At 70.1% G+C, this 16,986-nt stretch carries 11 protein-coding genes, 2 tRNA genes and 1 pseudogene; 10 read left to right on the plus strand and 4 right to left on the minus strand.

Features of this window, described 5'->3' with window-relative positions:
• From VQ03_RS26750 to VQ03_RS26780, 7 genes are all read left to right on the plus strand, one after another.
• The coding region (locus VQ03_RS26750) for a TOBE domain-containing protein (protein ID WP_048453965.1) at positions 1-532 on the plus strand (532 nt) is incomplete at its 5' end.
• 89 nt (positions 533-621) lie between these two features.
• Positions 622-1,932, plus strand: coding sequence for an ABC transporter substrate-binding protein (locus VQ03_RS26755; RefSeq protein WP_048453966.1), 1,311 nt, complete (start codon positions 622-624; stop codon positions 1,930-1,932).
• 355 nt (positions 1,933-2,287) lie between these two features.
• Positions 2,288-3,232, plus strand: a complete 945-nt coding sequence (locus VQ03_RS26760; protein ID WP_048453967.1) for a carbohydrate ABC transporter permease — start codon at positions 2,288-2,290, stop codon at positions 3,230-3,232.
• A 16-nt stretch (positions 3,233-3,248) separates the two neighbouring features.
• Entirely contained in the window at positions 3,249-4,139 is an 891-nt protein-coding gene (locus VQ03_RS26765) for a carbohydrate ABC transporter permease (RefSeq protein WP_048453968.1), read from the plus strand.
• A gap of 202 nt (positions 4,140-4,341) precedes the next feature.
• Positions 4,342-5,757 carry a 3-isopropylmalate dehydratase large subunit gene (leuC, locus tag VQ03_RS26770; RefSeq protein WP_048453969.1) on the plus strand — a complete coding sequence of 472 codons (1,416 nt, stop codon included), beginning with the start codon at positions 4,342-4,344 and terminating at the stop codon, positions 5,755-5,757.
• Positions 5,758-5,865: 108 nt separating this feature from the next.
• Positions 5,866-5,950: transfer RNA gene (locus VQ03_RS26775), tRNA-Leu, on the plus strand.
• Positions 5,951-6,408: 458 nt separating this feature from the next.
• A complete protein-coding gene (locus tag VQ03_RS26780) occupies positions 6,409-7,977 on the plus strand; it encodes an ABC-F family ATP-binding cassette domain-containing protein (RefSeq protein WP_048453970.1) in 1,569 nt (522 codons plus the stop codon).
• Between the two features lie 98 nt (positions 7,978-8,075).
• On the opposite strand, the gene VQ03_RS26785 is transcribed toward VQ03_RS26780, so the two are convergent.
• The 3 genes from VQ03_RS26785 to VQ03_RS26795 all read right to left on the minus strand — a co-directional run bounded on the left by VQ03_RS26785 (position 8,076) and on the right by VQ03_RS26795 (position 12,716).
• A complete protein-coding gene (locus VQ03_RS26785) occupies positions 8,076-9,419 on the minus strand; it encodes a sigma-54-dependent transcriptional regulator (RefSeq protein ID WP_048453971.1) in 1,344 nt (447 codons plus the stop codon).
• 1 nt (position 9,420) lies between these two features.
• Positions 9,421-11,277, minus strand: coding sequence for a sensor histidine kinase (locus tag VQ03_RS26790; protein ID WP_048453972.1), 1,857 nt, complete (start codon positions 11,275-11,277; stop codon positions 9,421-9,423).
• Positions 11,278-11,390: 113 nt separating this feature from the next.
• On the minus strand, positions 11,391-12,716 hold the full coding sequence (locus tag VQ03_RS26795; RefSeq protein WP_245292204.1) for an MFS family transporter: 1,326 nt from the start codon (positions 12,714-12,716) through the stop codon (positions 11,391-11,393).
• 396 nt (positions 12,717-13,112) lie between these two features.
• Here VQ03_RS26795 and VQ03_RS26800 point away from each other — a divergent pair.
• The 3 genes from VQ03_RS26800 to VQ03_RS26810 all read left to right on the plus strand — a co-directional run bounded on the left by VQ03_RS26800 (position 13,113) and on the right by VQ03_RS26810 (position 15,201).
• A tRNA-Leu gene (locus VQ03_RS26800) sits at positions 13,113-13,197 on the plus strand.
• Positions 13,198-13,718: 521 nt separating this feature from the next.
• A complete protein-coding gene (locus VQ03_RS26805; RefSeq protein ID WP_048453974.1) occupies positions 13,719-13,916 on the plus strand; it encodes a hypothetical protein in 198 nt (65 codons plus the stop codon).
• A 163-nt stretch (positions 13,917-14,079) separates the two neighbouring features.
• On the plus strand, positions 14,080-15,201 hold the full coding sequence (locus VQ03_RS26810) for an aminotransferase class V-fold PLP-dependent enzyme (protein WP_048453975.1): 1,122 nt from the start codon (positions 14,080-14,082) through the stop codon (positions 15,199-15,201).
• 59 nt (positions 15,202-15,260) lie between these two features.
• Here the strand turns inward: VQ03_RS26810 and VQ03_RS34005 are convergent.
• Positions 15,261-16,986, minus strand: a pseudogene (locus VQ03_RS34005) (hypothetical protein); the annotation flags it as partial.

Genomic DNA, 16,986 nt, shown 5'->3' on the forward strand with positions numbered 1-16,986 from the left:
GGTCTACGTCACCCACGACCAGATCGAGGCCATGACCATGGCCGACAAGATCGTGGTGATGCATGACGGCGTGGTCGAGCAGGTCGGCGCCCCGCTCGAGCTCTACGACCGGCCCGACAACATGTTCGTCGCCGGCTTCATCGGCTCGCCGGCGATGAACTTCCTGAAGGGCAAGATCGCGGGCGACACGTTCCGCACCGAGGGCGGCCTGACCCTGCCGCTGCCGACCCGCGGGGCGCGCCCCGCCGACGGCATGCCGGCGGTCTACGGCCTGCGGCCGGAGCATGTCCGCCTGGCGGAGAACGGCGTGCCGGTGGAAGTGGCCGTGGTGGAGCCGACCGGCTCCGAGACCATGGTGCTGGTGCGCCCGCCGGGCGGCGGGACGAAGGACGTGTCCACGGAGGTCGCCCGCGACATCGCCTGCGTGTTCCGCGACCGTATCGGCGCCGGCCCGGGCGAGCGGATCAACATCACCGCCGACCCCGGCCTCGTCCACCTGTTCGACGCCGAGAGCGGCCGCCGGCTGAACTGAATCGCGACTGTCGCCCGGTGGCGGGACGCCATCCCGCCATCGGGAACCGCTCAGCAAACAACCAAAATCATCCCGGGAGAGACGCCACGATGTCAGCCTTCGATCGTCGCCAGATCCTCAAGGGAGGTGCCGCCCTCGGCCTCGCCTCCGCGGCGGGCCTGGAGGGCTTCGCCCGCGCCTGGGCGCAGGAGAACCAGTGGAAGCCTGAAGCAGGCGCTTCGCTCAAGCTGCTGCGCTGGAAGCGCTTCATCCCCTCCGAGGACGAGGCCTTCATGCGCCTCGTCGACGCCTTCACCAAGGCCACCGGCGTGCCGGTGAGCGTGACGAGCGAATCCTTCGACGACATCCAGCCCAAGGCGTCGGTGGCGGCCAATACCGGCCAGGGCCCGGACATGGTCTGGGGCCTCTACTCCTTCCCGGCCCTCTTTCCGTCGAAATGCATCGAGGTCGGCGACGTCGCGGATTACCTCGGCAAGAAGTACGGCGGCTGGCTGCCCGCGGCCGAGGCCTACGGCAAGGTCAAGGGCAAGTGGATCGCCATCCCGATGGCGTTCAACGGCGGCTACCTCAACTACCGCATCTCGGCCATGAACAAGGCCGGCTTCCAAAAATTCCCGGAAGACCATGCCGGCTTCCTGGAACTGTGCAAGGCGATGAAGAAGAACAACACGCCGGCCGGCTTCGCGCTGGGCCACGCCACCGGCGACGCCAATTCGTGGATCCACTGGGCCCTCTGGTCGCACGACGCCTATCTGGTCGACGCCAACGAGAAGATCATCATCAACTCGCCGGAGACCGCCAAGGCGCTCGAATACGTCAAGGCGCTCTACGAGACCTTCGTGCCCGGCACGGTGTCGTGGAACGATTCGTCGAACAACAAGGCGTTCCTGTCGGGCGACCTGTACCTGACCAATAACGGCATCTCGATCTACGCCGCGGCCAAGAACGAGAAGAAGGACATCGCGGCGGACATGGACCACGCCGCCTATCCGGTCGGCAAGTCCGGCAAGCCGACCGAGTTCCAGCTCGCCTTCCCGATCCTGGCCTATACCTACACCAAGGCGCCGAACGCCTGTAAGGCCTTCATGGCCTTCGCGCTGGAAGCCCAGAACTACAATGCGTGGCTCGAAGCGTCGCAGGGCTACCTCTGCCACCCGCTCAAGGCCTACGCCAACAACCCGATCTGGACCGCCGACCCAAAGAACAAGGTGTTCGGCGAGGCCTCGACCCGCACGCTGGCCGCCGGCGGCCTCGCCCCGGTGAGCGAGAAGGTGGCCGCCGTGCTCGCCGACTTCGTCGTCGTCGACATGTTCGCCTCCTACTGCACCGGCCGCGAGGACCTGAAGAGCGCGATCCGGACGGCGGAGCGGCAGGCGCAGCGGATCTTCCGGTCGGCCTGACGGCTCCGGGCGATCCATGCGCATCCCTCCTCTCCCCGCGGGCGGGGAGAGGGCTGTTGACCCCTTGTCGGGTCAACAGCGAGGCGGCGCATCGATTCCGTAGGGATCGACCCGAGGGTGAGGGGGAGATGCCGGATGAGGCTCCTCCGGGGACACCCCCTCACCCTCGCGGCGAACCTGCGGTTTGCAGCTCACTTCATCGACCTCGTCGTCGATGAAGCCCTCTCCCCGCCCGCGGGGAGAGGAGAGTCCAGCGCCTCACGCGGTGACGGATGGGTGTGGCAGCGCGATTGTGCTGCCCTCATCCTCCCCGAGGCGGCCCCGAACCAAAAAAGACACCCGGAGGAGGCTCCCCGTGGCCGATATCGCCCTCGCCCGCCCCGCCGCGGCGGCGCCCACGACCGGCTCGGCCTGGAGCCGGTTGCGGACGAGCCGCGGCTGGCTGGGCTTCTGGTTCATGCTGCCGGCAGCCGCGATCCTGCTGCTGTTCCTGGCCTACCCGCTGGGCAAGGGCATCTGGCTCTCGCTCACCGACACCCGGATCGGGCGCGGCGGCAGCTTCGTCGGGCTCGAGAACTACGAGTGGCTGTGGGACGACAGCGTCTTCTGGCTCTCGGTGTTCAACACGCTGGTCTATACCGGCTTCGCCTCGGTGGCGAAGTTCGCCATCGGCCTCTACCTGGCGCTGCTCCTCAACAAGCGGCTGCCGTTCAAGGCCCTGATCCGCTCGATCGTGCTGATCCCGTTCGTCGTGCCGACGGTGCTCTCGGCTTTGGCCTTCTGGTGGATCTTCGACAGCCAGTTCTCGATCATCTCGTGGTCGCTGCGCCATCTCGGCCTGCTCGACCGCAACATCGACTTCCTCGGCGACCCGACGATGGCGCGGATCTGCGTGACCTTCGCCAATATCTGGCGCGGCGTGCCGTTCATCGCCATCACGCTGCTCGCCGGCCTCCAGACCGTGTCGCCCTCGCTCTACGAGGCGGCGACGATCGACGGCGCGACGCCGTGGCAGAACTTCCGCCACATCACCCTGCCGCTGCTCACCCCGATCATCGCCGTGGTGATGACCTTCTCGGTGCTGTTCACCTTCACCGACTTCCAGCTGATCTGGGCGATGACCCGCGGCGGTCCCGTCAACGCCACCCACCTGATGGCGACCCTGTCCTACCAGCGCGGCATCCTGTCGGGGAACCTCGGCGAGGGCGCGGCCATCGCCACCGCGATGGTGCCGTTCCTGATCCTCGCCATCGCGATCTCGTGGTTCGGCCTCCAGAACCGCAAGTGGCAGACCGGCTGAGAAGGAAACATAAATCATGGCCGCGACCACGACCGCCGACACCCCCGACAACAGCGAAGGCATGGCCTATCTCGACACGCTGCCGAAGCGCGTCGTCACGGTCTACCTGCCGCTCTTCGTCATCCTGGTGGTGCTGCTCTTCCCGTTCTACTGGATGGCGCTGACCGCCATCAAACCGGACGACCAGCTCATCGACATGGAGACCTACAACCCGTTCTGGGTGGTCTCGCCGACGCTCAAGCACATCTCGAAACTGCTGTTCCAGACCCACTACCCCCTGTGGCTCTGGAACACGATGATGATCTCGGTGGCGGCGACCGTGCTGTCGCTGTTCGCCAGCGTGCTCGCGGCCTACGCGATCGTGCGCATCCGCTACCGGGGCGCGGTGGCGGTCGGCGCGGCGATCTTCCTCGCCTACCTGGTGCCGCCCTCGATCCTGTTCATCCCGCTCGCCACCATCATCCAGGCCTACGGGCTCTACGATTCGCCCTTCGCCCTGGTGCTGGTCTACCCGACCATCCTGATCCCGTTCTCGACCTGGCTCCTGATGGGATACTTCAAGACGATCCCCTACGAGCTCGAAGAGTGCGCACTCATCGACGGGGCGAGCCGCTGGCAGATCCTGCTCAAGATCATCCTCCCGCTGGCGGTGCCGGGGCTGATCTCGGCCGGCATCTTCTCGCTGACCCTGTGCTGGAACGAGTTCATCTACGCCCTCACCTTCCTGTCCTCGACCCAGAACAAGACCGTGCCGGTGGCGGTGGTGAGCGAGTTCGTCGACGGCGACATCTATCGCTGGGGCTCGCTGATGGCGGGCGCCCTCGTCGGCTCGCTGCCGCTGGTGATCCTCTACTCGTTCTTCGTCGAGCACTACGTCTCGGCGATGACCGGGGCGGTGAAGGAGTAGCAGTCGTCGCGCCCCGGGCCGCCGCACCCGGGGCGCGACACCTGCAACACGGAGCGGCCCTTACTCGTGCGGCGGGTGCATCCCCTTGCGGCGCCGTGGGGTCTACCCCTCGGCGCATGAGACGGTTACATGACGGGTCCCGGGCCCGAACGCCGCGCGCCCGGCCTTACCGTCAGGTCTTCGTGACAAGGCAACAATTCCGATGACTGCCCCTCGCACCCTCTACGACAAGATCTGGGACGACCACGTCGTCGATCGTCAGCCGGACGGCACCTGCCTCCTCTACATCGACCGTCACCTCGTGCACGAGGTCACCTCTCCCCAGGCCTTCGAGGGGCTTCGTCTCGCCGGGCGCCGGGTGCGTCACCCGGAGAAGACGCTGGCGGTCGTCGACCACAACGTCCAGACCTCGGACCGCAGCTTCGGCATCGAGGATCCCGAGAGCCGCACGCAGATCGACACGCTGGCCGACAACGTCCGCGAGTTCGGCATCGAGTATTACGACGCTCTCGATAAGCGGCAGGGCATCGTCCACATCATCGGGCCGGAGCAGGGCTTCACCCTGCCGGGCCAGACGATCGTCTGCGGCGATTCCCACACCTCGACCCACGGCGCCTTCGGGGCGCTCGCCCACGGCATCGGCACGTCGGAGGTCGAGCACGTGCTCGCCACCCAGACGCTGATCCAGAAGAAGGCGAAGAACATGCGCGCCGTCGTCGACGGGCGCCTGCCCGCCGGCGTCACCGCCAAGGACATCATCCTGGCGATCATCGGCGAGATCGGCACCGCCGGCGGCACCGGCCACGTGCTGGAATATGCCGGCGAGGCGATCCGCTCCCTCTCGATGGAAGGCCGGATGACGATCTGCAACATGTCGATCGAGGGCGGTGCCCGGGCCGGCATGGTCGCCCCCGACGAGACCACCTTCGCCTACATCAAGGACCGGCCGAAGGCGCCGAAGGGCGAGGCTTACGAGCGCGCCGTCGCCTATTGGCGCAACCTCGTCTCGGATGAAGGGGCCCATTTCGACCGCGAGATCCGGCTCGATGCCGCGAACCTCCCCCCGATCGTGACCTGGGGCACGAGCCCTGAGGACGTGATCTCGGTCCAGGGCCGGGTGCCGGATCCGGCCGCGATCGAGGACGAGAACCTGCGCTCCTCCAAGGAGAAGGCCCTGTCCTATATGGGCCTGACGCCGGGGACCAGGATCACCGACATCGCCCTCGACAAGGTGTTCATCGGCTCCTGCACCAACGGCCGGATCGAGGACCTGCGGATCGTCGCCCGCATGGTCGAGGGGCGCAAGATCCACCCGAACGTGTCGGGCATGGTGGTGCCGGGCTCGGGCCTCGTGAAGCAGCAGGCGGAAGAGGAGGGCCTGGCCCGGATCCTGATCGAGGCCGGCTTCGACTGGCGCGAGCCGGGCTGCTCGATGTGCCTCGGCATGAATGCCGACCGCCTGAAGCCCCACGAGCGCTGCGCCTCGACCTCGAACCGCAACTTCGAGGGCCGCCAGGGCCACAAGGGCCGCACGCACCTCGTCTCCCCGGCGATGGCGGCGGCCGCGGCCATCGCGGGCCACTTCGTCGACATCCGCGAGTGGCCGGCAGGAATCTAAGACCTCGCGCCTGACGTCCTTCTGACGAGGCGGCGGAGTTCGGCGTTGACGCCGGCTCCGCCGCCGACTAAACGAACTTCACCGCAGCGCTGCCCAGCAGCGCTACGGGCCCAGGTGGCGGAATTGGTAGACGCGCTGGTTTCAGGTACCAGTGGTGCAAGCCGTGGAGGTTCGAGTCCTCTCCTGGGCACCAACACCCCTCGATGGTGTTGAGGCCGACCGCGATGACGATGCGCTCTCATCCGGTGTGATCGCGATAGGCGATCGATCACTTGCAGGTTCAAAGAATGCAGGATCGAGTGCGGTAGTTGAGATCTCGCACATGCTGACATCTCTCCCGTCATCTCGGGGGGCGTCGAAGACGAGAGCCAGGAATTCATAAGCGCGACCGTTCAGAATGAGGCGGAACGCGGCAAGCTTTGCCCTGCATCATCAGCGGTTACGGATCCCGGGATCCGCTGCGCGGCCCCGAGGTGACACGGAGGGTGAAAATCCTTTCGTTGACCCATCGAACGCTTCGGAAACCTGACCTTCGGTTGTGCGACGGATTTTCCGGTGATACCGTCGATGTCGAAATGAAGAGGAGTGCAGCCGTGAACAACAGGATGAGCAACGCGATCCGCCTTGTCTCGACACCTGTCACGGTTGACCATGTCCGCCTTCCTCACACTCAATTCCATCTCTGCCCGGACGCCTGACCGCTCGCTTTTCCAAGACCTGACCTTCACGATCGGGACGGAACGCGTCGGGCTCGTCGGCCGCAACGGTTCGGGCAAATCCACTCTCCTGCGCATCATCGTCGGTCTGGCCGAAGCGTCATCCGGCGTCGTTCGGCGAACCGGAACGATCGGCACTCTCCGGCAGGACATGCCGCAGGAATGGAATCTGGCCGAAGCACTCGGCGTTGCGGGCGCGATGGCGGCGATCGGCCGCGTTCTGGCCGGTCACGGCACCGCCGATGATTTCGATGCCGCCGACTGGACCCTGGAGACCCGGGTCGGCGCGGCGCTCGCGCAGGTGGGTCTTCCCGATTGTCCGCTGGACCGTCGCCTCCAGACCCTGTCCGGCGGCGAGCGGACGCGTGTCGGGATCGCGCGCCTCATCGTCGAGGCGCCGGACCTTCTGCTTCTCGACGAACCGACGAACAATCTCGACGCCGCCGGCCGCACCGCCGTGCGAGCCCTGGTGCGGGATTGGCGCGGGGGCGTCCTCGTCGCGAGCCATGACCGGGACCTTTTGGAAGACGTGGACCGCATCCTCGAACTGACGACGATCGGGGTGCGCAGCTTCGGCGGCGGCTGGTCGGCCTTCGCCGCCGCGCGTGACGACGATCGACGGCGCGCCAACGCCGAGCTCGAGCGCGCCGAAGCGGGCGTTCGCGCCGCGCGCCAGGCCGCGCAAGCGCAGCGCGAGGCCAAGGAGAGGCGCGATAGAGCGGGACGCGCCTTCGCCGCCAAGGGGTCCGAACCGAAGATCCTTCTGGATGCCCGAGCCGAGCGCGCGCAGACCAGCGGCGGGCGCGCTCAAGGAATCCACGACCGGCGGGCGAGCGCGGCCCTGGCCGAGGCGGACGCGGCCCGTTCGCGCGTGGAGGTCCTGACCCCCCTGACGATCAGGCTGCCGCCGAGCGGCGTGCCGTCCGGCGCGATGATCCTTGCCATGGACGGCGTTCTGGCCGCGGCCGGCGACCGATGCCTCGGCCCGTGGACCCTGCAGATCGTCGGGCCGGAGCGGATCGCGCTCCAGGGCGCGAACGGGGCCGGGAAGACGACCCTCCTGCGCATCGCAGCGGGTTGGCTTGCCCCTGTCGCCGGCACGGTGCGCCGCATCGAGGGGCGCATCGTCATGCTCGATCAGCACGTCGCCGTGCTGGATCGTAACCGCAGCATCCTCGACAACATCCGCCGTCTGAACCCGGATGCGAGCGACGAGGCGGCCCACGCGATCTGCGCACGCTTCGCCTTCCGCAGCCAGGATGCGGACCGGGTCGTCGGCACGCTGTCCGGCGGCGAGCGTCTGCGGGCGGGGCTGGCAGCGACCCTGTCCCGCTCCACCCCACCCTGGCTCGTCATTCTGGACGAACCAACCAACCATCTCGATGTCGAGTCCCTCGAATTGCTGGAGGACGCCCTGCGCGGCATCGACAGCGCGCTCCTTGTCGTCAGCCACGATCCATCGTTCTTGGCGCGGATCGGGCTCGATCGCGTTGTCCAAGTCTGACCTTCAAGGGATCGAGCGTCGGCATCGTGACCCATTGCCATGAACTGGATCGCCGAGAACTCCCCCGCCGATCCGTCGCACCCGAGCCCGCCCCGCACCTACCCCACGAAATCCCCACGGCTCAGGCCGTAGCGCTGCATCTTCTCATTGAGGGTGCGCCGGGGCAGGTCGAGGAGGCGCATCGCCTCGGCGATGTTGCCTTGCGCCTGCTGCAACGCCTGCTGGATCAGGCCCCGCTCATAGGCCTCGACCCGGGCGGCGAGCGGCTGCATCCCCGCCTCGCCGGGTTCCGGGGCGGCGCCGAGGCGGTCGAGGCCGAAGGCGTAGCGCTCGGCGGCGTTGCGCAACTCGCGCACGTTGCCGGGCCAGGCTTGCTCGACGAGATCCTGGACGTGGCGGGCGCTCAAGGGCCGCATCGCCCGGCCATGCTCCTCGGCGGCTTTCGCCGCAAAGTGCTCGAACAGCAGCGGGATGTCCTCGCGCCGCTCGCGCAGCGGCGGAATGCGCAGGCTCGCCACGTCGAGGCGATAATAGAGGTCGGGGCGGAAGCGCCCGGCCTCGGCCTCTTCGCGCAGGTCGACCTTGCTGGCGCAGAGCGTGCGCAGGTCGGCGGCCACCGAGTCGTTGGCGCCGAGCCGCTCCACCCGGCGCTCCTGCAGCACCCGCAGCAGCTTCACCTGGCCGGAGAGCGGCATCGCCTCGATCTCGTCGAGGAACAGCGTGCCGCGATGGGCGTATTCGAGCTTGCCGATCCGACGCTTGAGCGCCCCCGTGAAGGCGCCGGCCTCGTAGCCGAACAGCTCGCTCTCCATCATCGTGTCGGGGATGGCGCCGCAATTGACCGGCACGAAGCGGCCGTCGCGCCGGGTCGAGAAGGCGTGCAGGCACTGCGCCACCAGCTCCTTGCCGGAGCCGGTCTCGCCGTTGATGACCACGTTGACCGGCGTCGCGGCGAGGTCCAGCACCTCGCGCCGCAGGGTCTCCATCGCCCGGGAGGTGCCGATCAGGCGGGTCTCGATGGCGTGGGCGTCCTTGCTCGCGTGGAGCCGGCGCAGGCGCAGGGTGAGGTGGCGCTTCTCGCAGGCGCGGCCGATCGCGTCGGTCATGCGCTCGGGCGCGAAGGGTTTTTCGATGAAGTCGTAGGCGCCGCGCCGCATCGCCTCCACCGCCTGCGGCACGTCGCCGTGGCCGGTGACGAGGAGGACCGGCAGGTCCGGATCCCGCTCCAGCGCCCGTTCCAGCACGGTGAGGCCGCCCATCCGCGGCATGCGCAGGTCGGTGACGAGGATGCCGGGAAAGCCCGCGTCGATCTCGGCGAGCGCGGCCTCCGGCGCCTCGAAGGTCGAGACGGCGTAGCCGGCGAGCGTCAGCCATTGCTCCAGCGCCTCGCGCACCGTCTCCTCGTCGTCGACGAACAGCACGCGCTCTACCCGTGACGCCATGTCAGGCCTCCGCTGCCGGCAGGACGAGGGTCAGCACGGCGCCGCACGCACCGTTCCCGGCCGTGAGGCTGCCCCCGAGGTCGCGCACGATGAGCGAGGACAGCGACAGGCCGAGCCCCAGCCCCTCCCCGGCGGGTTTGGTGGTGAAGAAGGGATCGAAGATCTGTCCCAGATGCTCCGGCGGGATCCCGCTCCCGCTATCCGCCACGTCGAGCCGCCAGGACGGAGATCGTCCGCCGGAGGTCTCGCGTGTGGCGGAGAGGCCGAGCCGGCGCTCGGGGGCGTCGCGCATCGCGTCGAGGGCGTTGACCATCAGGTTCAGGAGCACCTGCTCCAGGCGCACCGGCTCGGCCCGCACCACGGCGTCGGGCGGGATCCGGCAATCGACCGTCACGTCCTCCGCCCGCAGCCGGACCCGCAGCAGGTCGAGGGCGGCCTCCGCCGCGGCAGCGAGGCGGACCGGCTCGCGGTGCTCGGGGCCGGTCTTGCGGGCGAAGTCCTTGAGGTGCCGGATGATCTCGGCGATGCGCTGCGTGACCTCGGTCATGCGCTGGAGGTTGCGGCGCACCGTCGCCTGATCGCCGCGCTCCAGGAACAAGGCGGTGCTGGCCAGGAAGGTGCGCAGGGCCGCGAGGGGCTGGTTGATCTCGTGGTTGATCGCCGTGGAGATCTGGCCGAGCGCCGCGAGCCGGCCGGCATGGATCAGCTCGTCCTGGGTCGCCCGCAAGGCCGCGGTGGTGCGCTCCCGCTCGGCCATCTCGGCCCGCAGGCGCGCATTGGCGTCGCTGAGGTCGTGGGTGCGCTCCGCCACCCGCCGCTCGAGGGCGAGCCGCATGGTTTGCTCGGCCCGCAGGCGCTGCCGCTTCTGGCTCGCCGCGGCGAGCGCGAAGGCGAGGGCCAGGCCGGCGACGCCCGTGGCGGCCGCCACCAGCACGGCCTGGCGCAACGCGGCCCCGGTCGGCGCGACGTACCAGAGCGTCCAGCCGAGATCCGGCATCGCAACGGGCTCGACGATGCCGCTCCCGGCTTCGCCGGCGGAGGGGAGCCTGATCGTCCCGCCGGGATCGGGCGGGCCATCCGCCAGCAGGGGCCGCAGGTCGCTGTCGCCGTATTGCCGGGCCGCGCGGATGCGGTCGGTCTCAGGCACCGCCAGGGGCCGGAACGGGCGGTACTTCCAGCCGGGCTCGCTCGCCAGGAAGACGATGCCGGCCGCGTCCGAGACCAGGATCTGCTCGCCCGCACGCCGCCACTCGCCCTCCAGTCCCTCCAGGTCGACCTTGACCACCACGACGCCCGCGACTCCGCCGCCTCGGGCGTCGACCGCCTGGCCGATGAACAGGCCCGGCTGCTGCGTGGTGGTGCCGATGCCGAAATAGCGCGAGGCGCCGGTCGCCAGGGCGTCGAGGAAGTAGGGCCGGTAAGCGTAGGAGGTGCCGACGAAGCTGAGCGGCTGGTTCCAGTTGCTCGCGCTGAGCGTCAGCCCCTTGGCGTCCATGAGGTAGATCGCGGCGATCCCGGAGGCCCGGGCGATGGCCTCGAACTTGGCGTTGACGGCGGCGGCGGCGTCGCGCGCACCCGGATCGGCGAGGAGGCCCTGGACCTGCATGTCGAGGGCGAGCACGGCCGGCAGGTAGCGGTAGCGGTCGACCGCCGCGCGCAGGACCGCCTCGGCGATGACGAGGCGCTGGCGCGCGGCCATCCGCACCTGGTCGTGGCCGGCCCTGAGGGCGAGGAGGAAGGCCGCGAGGGTGAGCGCCAGGATCGCGACCGCCCAGACCCAACGCCGCTCCCCGATGGCAACGAGGCGCGCGCGCCGCGGCGCGGCGGCCGGGAGGTCGGCGGGACGGGCTTGGCTCATGCCGGGCGCCTCTGCGGGGAAATGCGGATCGTGACGCCCCGGCGTGCCTCGAAACGGGGACCGCCCGCAAGCGAAAGCCTGCGGGCGGTCCCGGGTCCCGAACGCGCGGGTGTTCAGCTGCTCATCCGGCCGTTGCCGTCGAGGTAGCCGTATTTGCGGGTGTCGGGCATCCACAGCGAGGCGGCGAAGGCCACCGCGGCCATGGCGGCGACGTACCAGAAGAACAGGCCCTCGTTGCCCCAGGTCTTGAACGAGAGCGCCACGTATTCCGCCGTGCCGCCGAAGATCGCGTTGGCGATGGCGTAGGGCAGTCCGACGCCGAGCGCCCGGACCTCGGCCGGAAACAGCTCGGCCTTCACCACGCCGCTGATCGAGGTGTAGAAGGTCGCGATCACCAGACCCGTCAGGATCAGCCCGAAAGCGGCCCACGGGCTCGTCACCAGCGACAGGGTCGAGAGCAGCGGCACCGCCCCGAGCATGGCGAGCCCGCTGAACAGGATCATGTTGTTGCGCCGCCCGATCTTGTCCGACAGGGCACCGAAGACCGGCTGCAGCAGCATGAACACCACGAGCGCCAGGGTCATCACGGTCGAGACCGTCTTCAGGTCGAGCTTCACCGTGTTGACCAGGAACTTCTGCATGTAGGTGGTCATGGTGTAGAAGTAGAGCGAGCCGCCCATGGTGAAGGCGAGCGTGATCAAGAGCGCCCGCTTGTGCTGCATCAGGGCGCGGACCGAGCCGGCCTCCTTGCTCTTCATGGTCTCGTGCGAGGCGGACTCTTTCAGCGAACCGCGCAGCATCATCGCCACGATGGCGGCGGCGGCGCCGAGCAGGAACGGGATGCGCCAGCCCCAGGCGCGCATCTCGTCGCCGGTGAGGATGTGCTGGAGCGCGAACACCACCAGCACCGCCAGCAGCTGGCCGCCGATCAGGGTGACGTACTGGAACGACGACAGGAAGCCGCGCCGGCCCTTGCCGGCGATCTCGCTCATGTAGGTCGCCGCCGTACCGTACTCGCCGCCGACCGAGAGGCCCTGCGCGAGGCGGGCGACGAGGAGCAGCACGGGGGCCAGCACGCCGATCGTCTCGTAGGTCGGCAGGATGCCGATCATCAGCGAGCCGGCGCACATCAGCAGCACCGAGAACACCATCGAGGACTTGCGGCCGCGCCGGTCGGCGATGCGGCCGAAGATCCAGCCGCCGAGCGGCCGCATGAAGAAGCCGACCGCGAAGATGCCGGCGGTGGCGAGCAGCTGGCCGGTCGGACTGCTGCTCGGGAAGAACGAGGAGGCGAAGTAGATCGACGTGAAGGCGTAGGCGTAGAAGTCGTACCACTCGACGAGGTTGCCCGACGAGGCGGCGACGATGGCCTTGATCTTCTGGCGGTCCGAGGTCTCGGCCTGCGCCGGGGTCACCCCGGTCGCCGCCTGTGCAGCCATGGTCATGGACGTTCTCCCTGAATGCGAACCGTCCCGCGTCGCAGCGGGCGTGATGGATGTCCGGTCCGTCCCGAGCCTGTCGGCCTCTTGCGGACGGCGCCGAAGTGCAGCGGGGAGGCGATGGCAAGCGCGATGCCAGCGTGAAGATTTTATAAAACCTTTTGATGTCAGCGACTTACCTCGTCGCCGCGTCGGCCTGTGGGCGGAAAGGCGCCGATCGCATCGCGGGATCGGCGGATTTCCGCCGATGGCCCCCGGGCGGGCCCGGCCCTCCCGGGCCGGACTGCGCGAGCCTTTCGCGCCGATCCTGCGCCGGCACCGCTCAAGCCCGTTGACGCCGCCGCGGCCGGGCTCTAAACGACTGTCACCGGGGCGCCGCCAAGGCGGCGCTTTCGGGCCCAGGTGGCGGAATTGGTAGACGCGCTGGTTTCAGGTACCAGTGGTGCAAGCCGTGGAGGTTCGAGTCCTCTCCTGGGCACCAACACCCTTCGATGGTGTTGATGCCGTCCCCGAGGCGGGACCGACCCGATCCAATCTTCAAAGTAAGCCTGGGCAGCCGGCCAGCCGATCTGGCGCATGCACCGACTTATCTTCCCGGCTTCCGGTGCGCGACTCCGGGACGACCGGGAGGATGGGGACTGAGGCGGCCCGCTCAGAGTCTGCTTGATTCGTCCCGCCACTCATCTGGTACAGGTACCGACACGTCTCCACGTCGTCCCGAGGCTCGACGAAGTCGAGAAACCGGGATCCATCATCGCTGACGGTCCAGGATCAAGCGACCAGCGCTCCGCCCCATTCGGAATCGTCGGCGTTCATGGATCCCGGGCTCCGCTGCGCGGCTCCGGGATGACGATGGAGCGCTTCAATTCTGTCGTTTCAATCGAACAGGCTCTCGAACAGGCTCCCAGGCCGAACCAACCTCTCGATCGCCAGCGTGGCCGCTCCGCGTCGAACCGGTCGGGGGCGCCCCGCGTTGGGCTGCGCCAACCTGAGGAGACGGACATGCCGCGCAGCGACGACCTGCTCACCGCTCGACCGCACCTGACCCGTCGCGACGAGGACGAGGCGGCCGCCAAGGCCGGGGTGACGCCGGCCGACCACGACGCCGCGCGGAAGGCGGACGCCCTCGATCCGGGCACCAGCACGACCGGCGAGGAGCCGCGGCGCCGGCCCGCCCCGGCGGGCGAGGGCGAGGTCTGACGCGACGGCGCGACGGATCGGCCGGCACCGTCCGTCCGCCGGGCCTCCTGCTCCGGCTCCCGTCATGATAGGGCGGGCGGAGCCCCGATCTTCCACTCTCGCTCGGTGAGGCCCCCGTGCAGCCCGCCTGCAGGTCCGGGTGACCGAACGCAGGTGCCCCAGCATGGACGCCACAGCCCCTTCCCTGCCGTGCCAGAGGCACCTGTTCGAGGTTCCGGGCGACGTCAGCTATCTCGACGCGGCGGCGTGGTCACCGCTGCCCCGGTCCGTCCGCGAAGCCGGGGAAGCGGGCTTGCTGGTGAAGAGCCGGCCATGGGCGCATCCGCGCGAGGCGGTCCCGGCCCAGGCCGAGCGGGCGCGGGCGGCGGCGGCCCGGCTCATCGGCGCGGCTCCGGACGACGTGGCGATCGTGGGGTCCGTGAGTCACGCGATGGCCACCGTCGCGGCGAACCTGGCCGTCGCGCCGGGCGGGCGCGTGCTGCGCGTCGCGGACGAGTTCCCGTCGTTGTGCTACGCCTTCGACCGGCTCGCGATGGCAAGGGGCCTGATCGTCGAGGAGGTTCCCCGTCCCGAAGGCGGCGACTGGACGGCGGCCCTGCTGGCGGCCGTCGGACGCCCCGGGGCACCGCCCCTGGCGATCGCGACCCTGACCCCGTCGCATTGGACCGATGGCGGGCTGATCGACCTCGACCGGCTCGCGCCGGCCGTCCACGCCGCAGGGGCCGCGCTGGTGATCGATGCGACCCAGGCGGCGGGGGCTCTGCCGGTGGATGTGGGCCGCTGGCGCCCCGACTTCCTGGCCTTCCCGACCTACAAGTGGACGCTCGGTCCCTACGCGCTCGCCTTCCTGTATGCCGCTCCGCACCGGCAGGACGGCGCACCGATCGAGGAGAATACCGGCAACCGCCCGCCCGCTTCAGGCGCCAGGCGCTACGACCGGGGCGAATTGAACGATCCGGTCCTGCTGCCGATGGCGGCGGCCGGGCTGGAACTGGTCCTGTCCTGGGACGTGTCGGCGGTGGCGGACCGGCTGCGCCGCCTCACCGATCGCTTGGCCGAGGCCACCGCCGGGCTCGGGCTCTCCGCGGCGGCGGCGCACCTGCGCTCGCCGAACATCGTCGGGCTCCGCGCGCCGGGCGGTCTGCCCTCCGGCCTGGTGGATCGCCTGCGGCGAGACGGCGTCTACGCGAGCGAGCGATCCGGGGCGCTACGTCTCAGCCCGCATGTCTGGGCCGACGAGGGCGACGTCGAACGCTGCGTGGCGGCCTTGCGCCGCTCCCTGTAGGGTCCGCCTGCGGCAGCCGGGACCTCGGAGAAGGCGGCGTGACCGCCGGCCGCGCGCCGTCAGCCCGGCGACGGCCCGCCGCTGCCGCGGGCCTCGGGCGACGGACCGCCGGGGGCCGGGCTCGCACCCGCGGCCGGGGCGCCGTCCGGGCCCGGCCTCGGCCGCTCGGGCGCGGCGCTCTCGGGGTAGCGGGCGCGGTAGGCGCGCAGGAACTCGGTCAGCGTCTCGGCGCTGGTGGCCTGGCGCACGATGCTGCGGAAGGCCACGGTGCCGGAGGCGTTCGGCGCGGCGACGAGGCCGAAGGTGCGGGCGTCCGGGCTGTCGGCCATCTTCTGGGTGTACTTCGTGCGCAGGCGGTCGAGGCTCAGCGTGTCCTCGGCCAGCGCGTAGCCGATCGCCGCCCGCATCACGTCGGCGCGCTCGGCGTCCGAGAGCGGGCCGGGATCGCGCCAGCGCATCCCGAGCAACGCCTCGTGCGCCTCCCCGGCCTCGCGCCAGCGCCGCGCCCCCCACAGGATGTCGCCGCGCAGATGCGCCGCCTCGGGGCTGTCGTTGCCGTCGAGGAGTTCGAGGGCGAGGTCGGTGCGCGTCAGGTCGGAGAGGGCGCGGGCCTCGAGCAGCAGGCGCGCGTCGCGGATCTGCCCCGGCAGTTCGGGCAGGCGGGTGTTCTGCAGGACCTTGAGGGCCTTCAGCGGCTCGCCCTCCATCAGCCGCACGGTCGCCAGCCGCGCCGCCACGCTCGCCCGCGCCGCGCCGGTGAGGCGGGTGTCGACCTGGTGCTGCAGGAGGTCGCCGGCGGCGTCGAGGAGGTCGAGCGCGACGAGGCGGTCGGCCAGGCGCCGCACGATCTCGTCGCCCTGGCGGCCGAGCGGCGTGAACTCCTTGAAGTCGTAGAACAGCGCCAGGGCCTCGATCCGCCCGAGGCTGGCGCCCCGGTCCGACAGGAACAGGGCGGAGAACAACGCCACCGTGTCGTCGTGCAGGCCGCGCGTCGCGGGGTGGTCGGGATAGAGGCGGTTGGCCTTGCGGGCGGTCGCGAAGGCGTCGCGCCAGCGGCCCGCCCCGGCATAGAGGCGGCCGAGCCGGGCGAGGGCCTCGGCCTCCGCGTCGCCGTGCCAGGTCAGGATCAGGCGCTCGAGGCGGTCGATCGCCGCCTCCGGCGTCATCGTGCCGGTGGCCCGCCCGAGGTCGACGACCCGCAGGGTCGCCTCGGCGGCGACCGGCGCCGCGCCGGTCTCGGCGAGCTGCTCGTAGGCGCGGCGGGCCTCGCCGTCCTGGCCGATCGCCTCGGCGAAGCGCGCCTTGAGGAAGGCCAGCCGGTCGCGGGCGAACGGGGTCTCGGCGAGGGGCGCCACCGCGGTGAGCGCCCGCTGGGCGAAGCCCGGGTCCTTGGCGTCGAGCGCCGCCTCGGCGGCCGCGAGATAGAGCGGCAGCTGCAGGTCGTCCGGATAGGCCTCGATCACCGGCAGGCCGGCCTTGAAGGCGGCGAGGGCCGCGGCGCTGCGCCGGCCGCGCGCGTCGACGAGGCCGCGCCAGAGCCGCAATTCCGGATCCTGCGCCTGCTTGCCGTCGGGTGCGAGGAAGGCCGCAGCCCGCGCGTCCTGGCCCATGCGCAGGGCCGCGATGGCCGAGAAGAGCCGCACCGGCCGCTCCGCCGCCAGCGCCGGGTCTTCCCGGGTGGCCAGGGCCAGCACGCCGGCGGCCTCGGCCGAGACGTCGTTGGCGAGGAGAACCCGCACGAGATCGAGGCGCGCGGCGGAGCGGGCCGCCCGCTCCGCCCCGGCC

It is taken from the genome of Methylobacterium tarhaniae, from assembly GCF_001043955.1.
Lineage (GTDB): Bacteria > Pseudomonadota > Alphaproteobacteria > Rhizobiales > Beijerinckiaceae > Methylobacterium > Methylobacterium tarhaniae.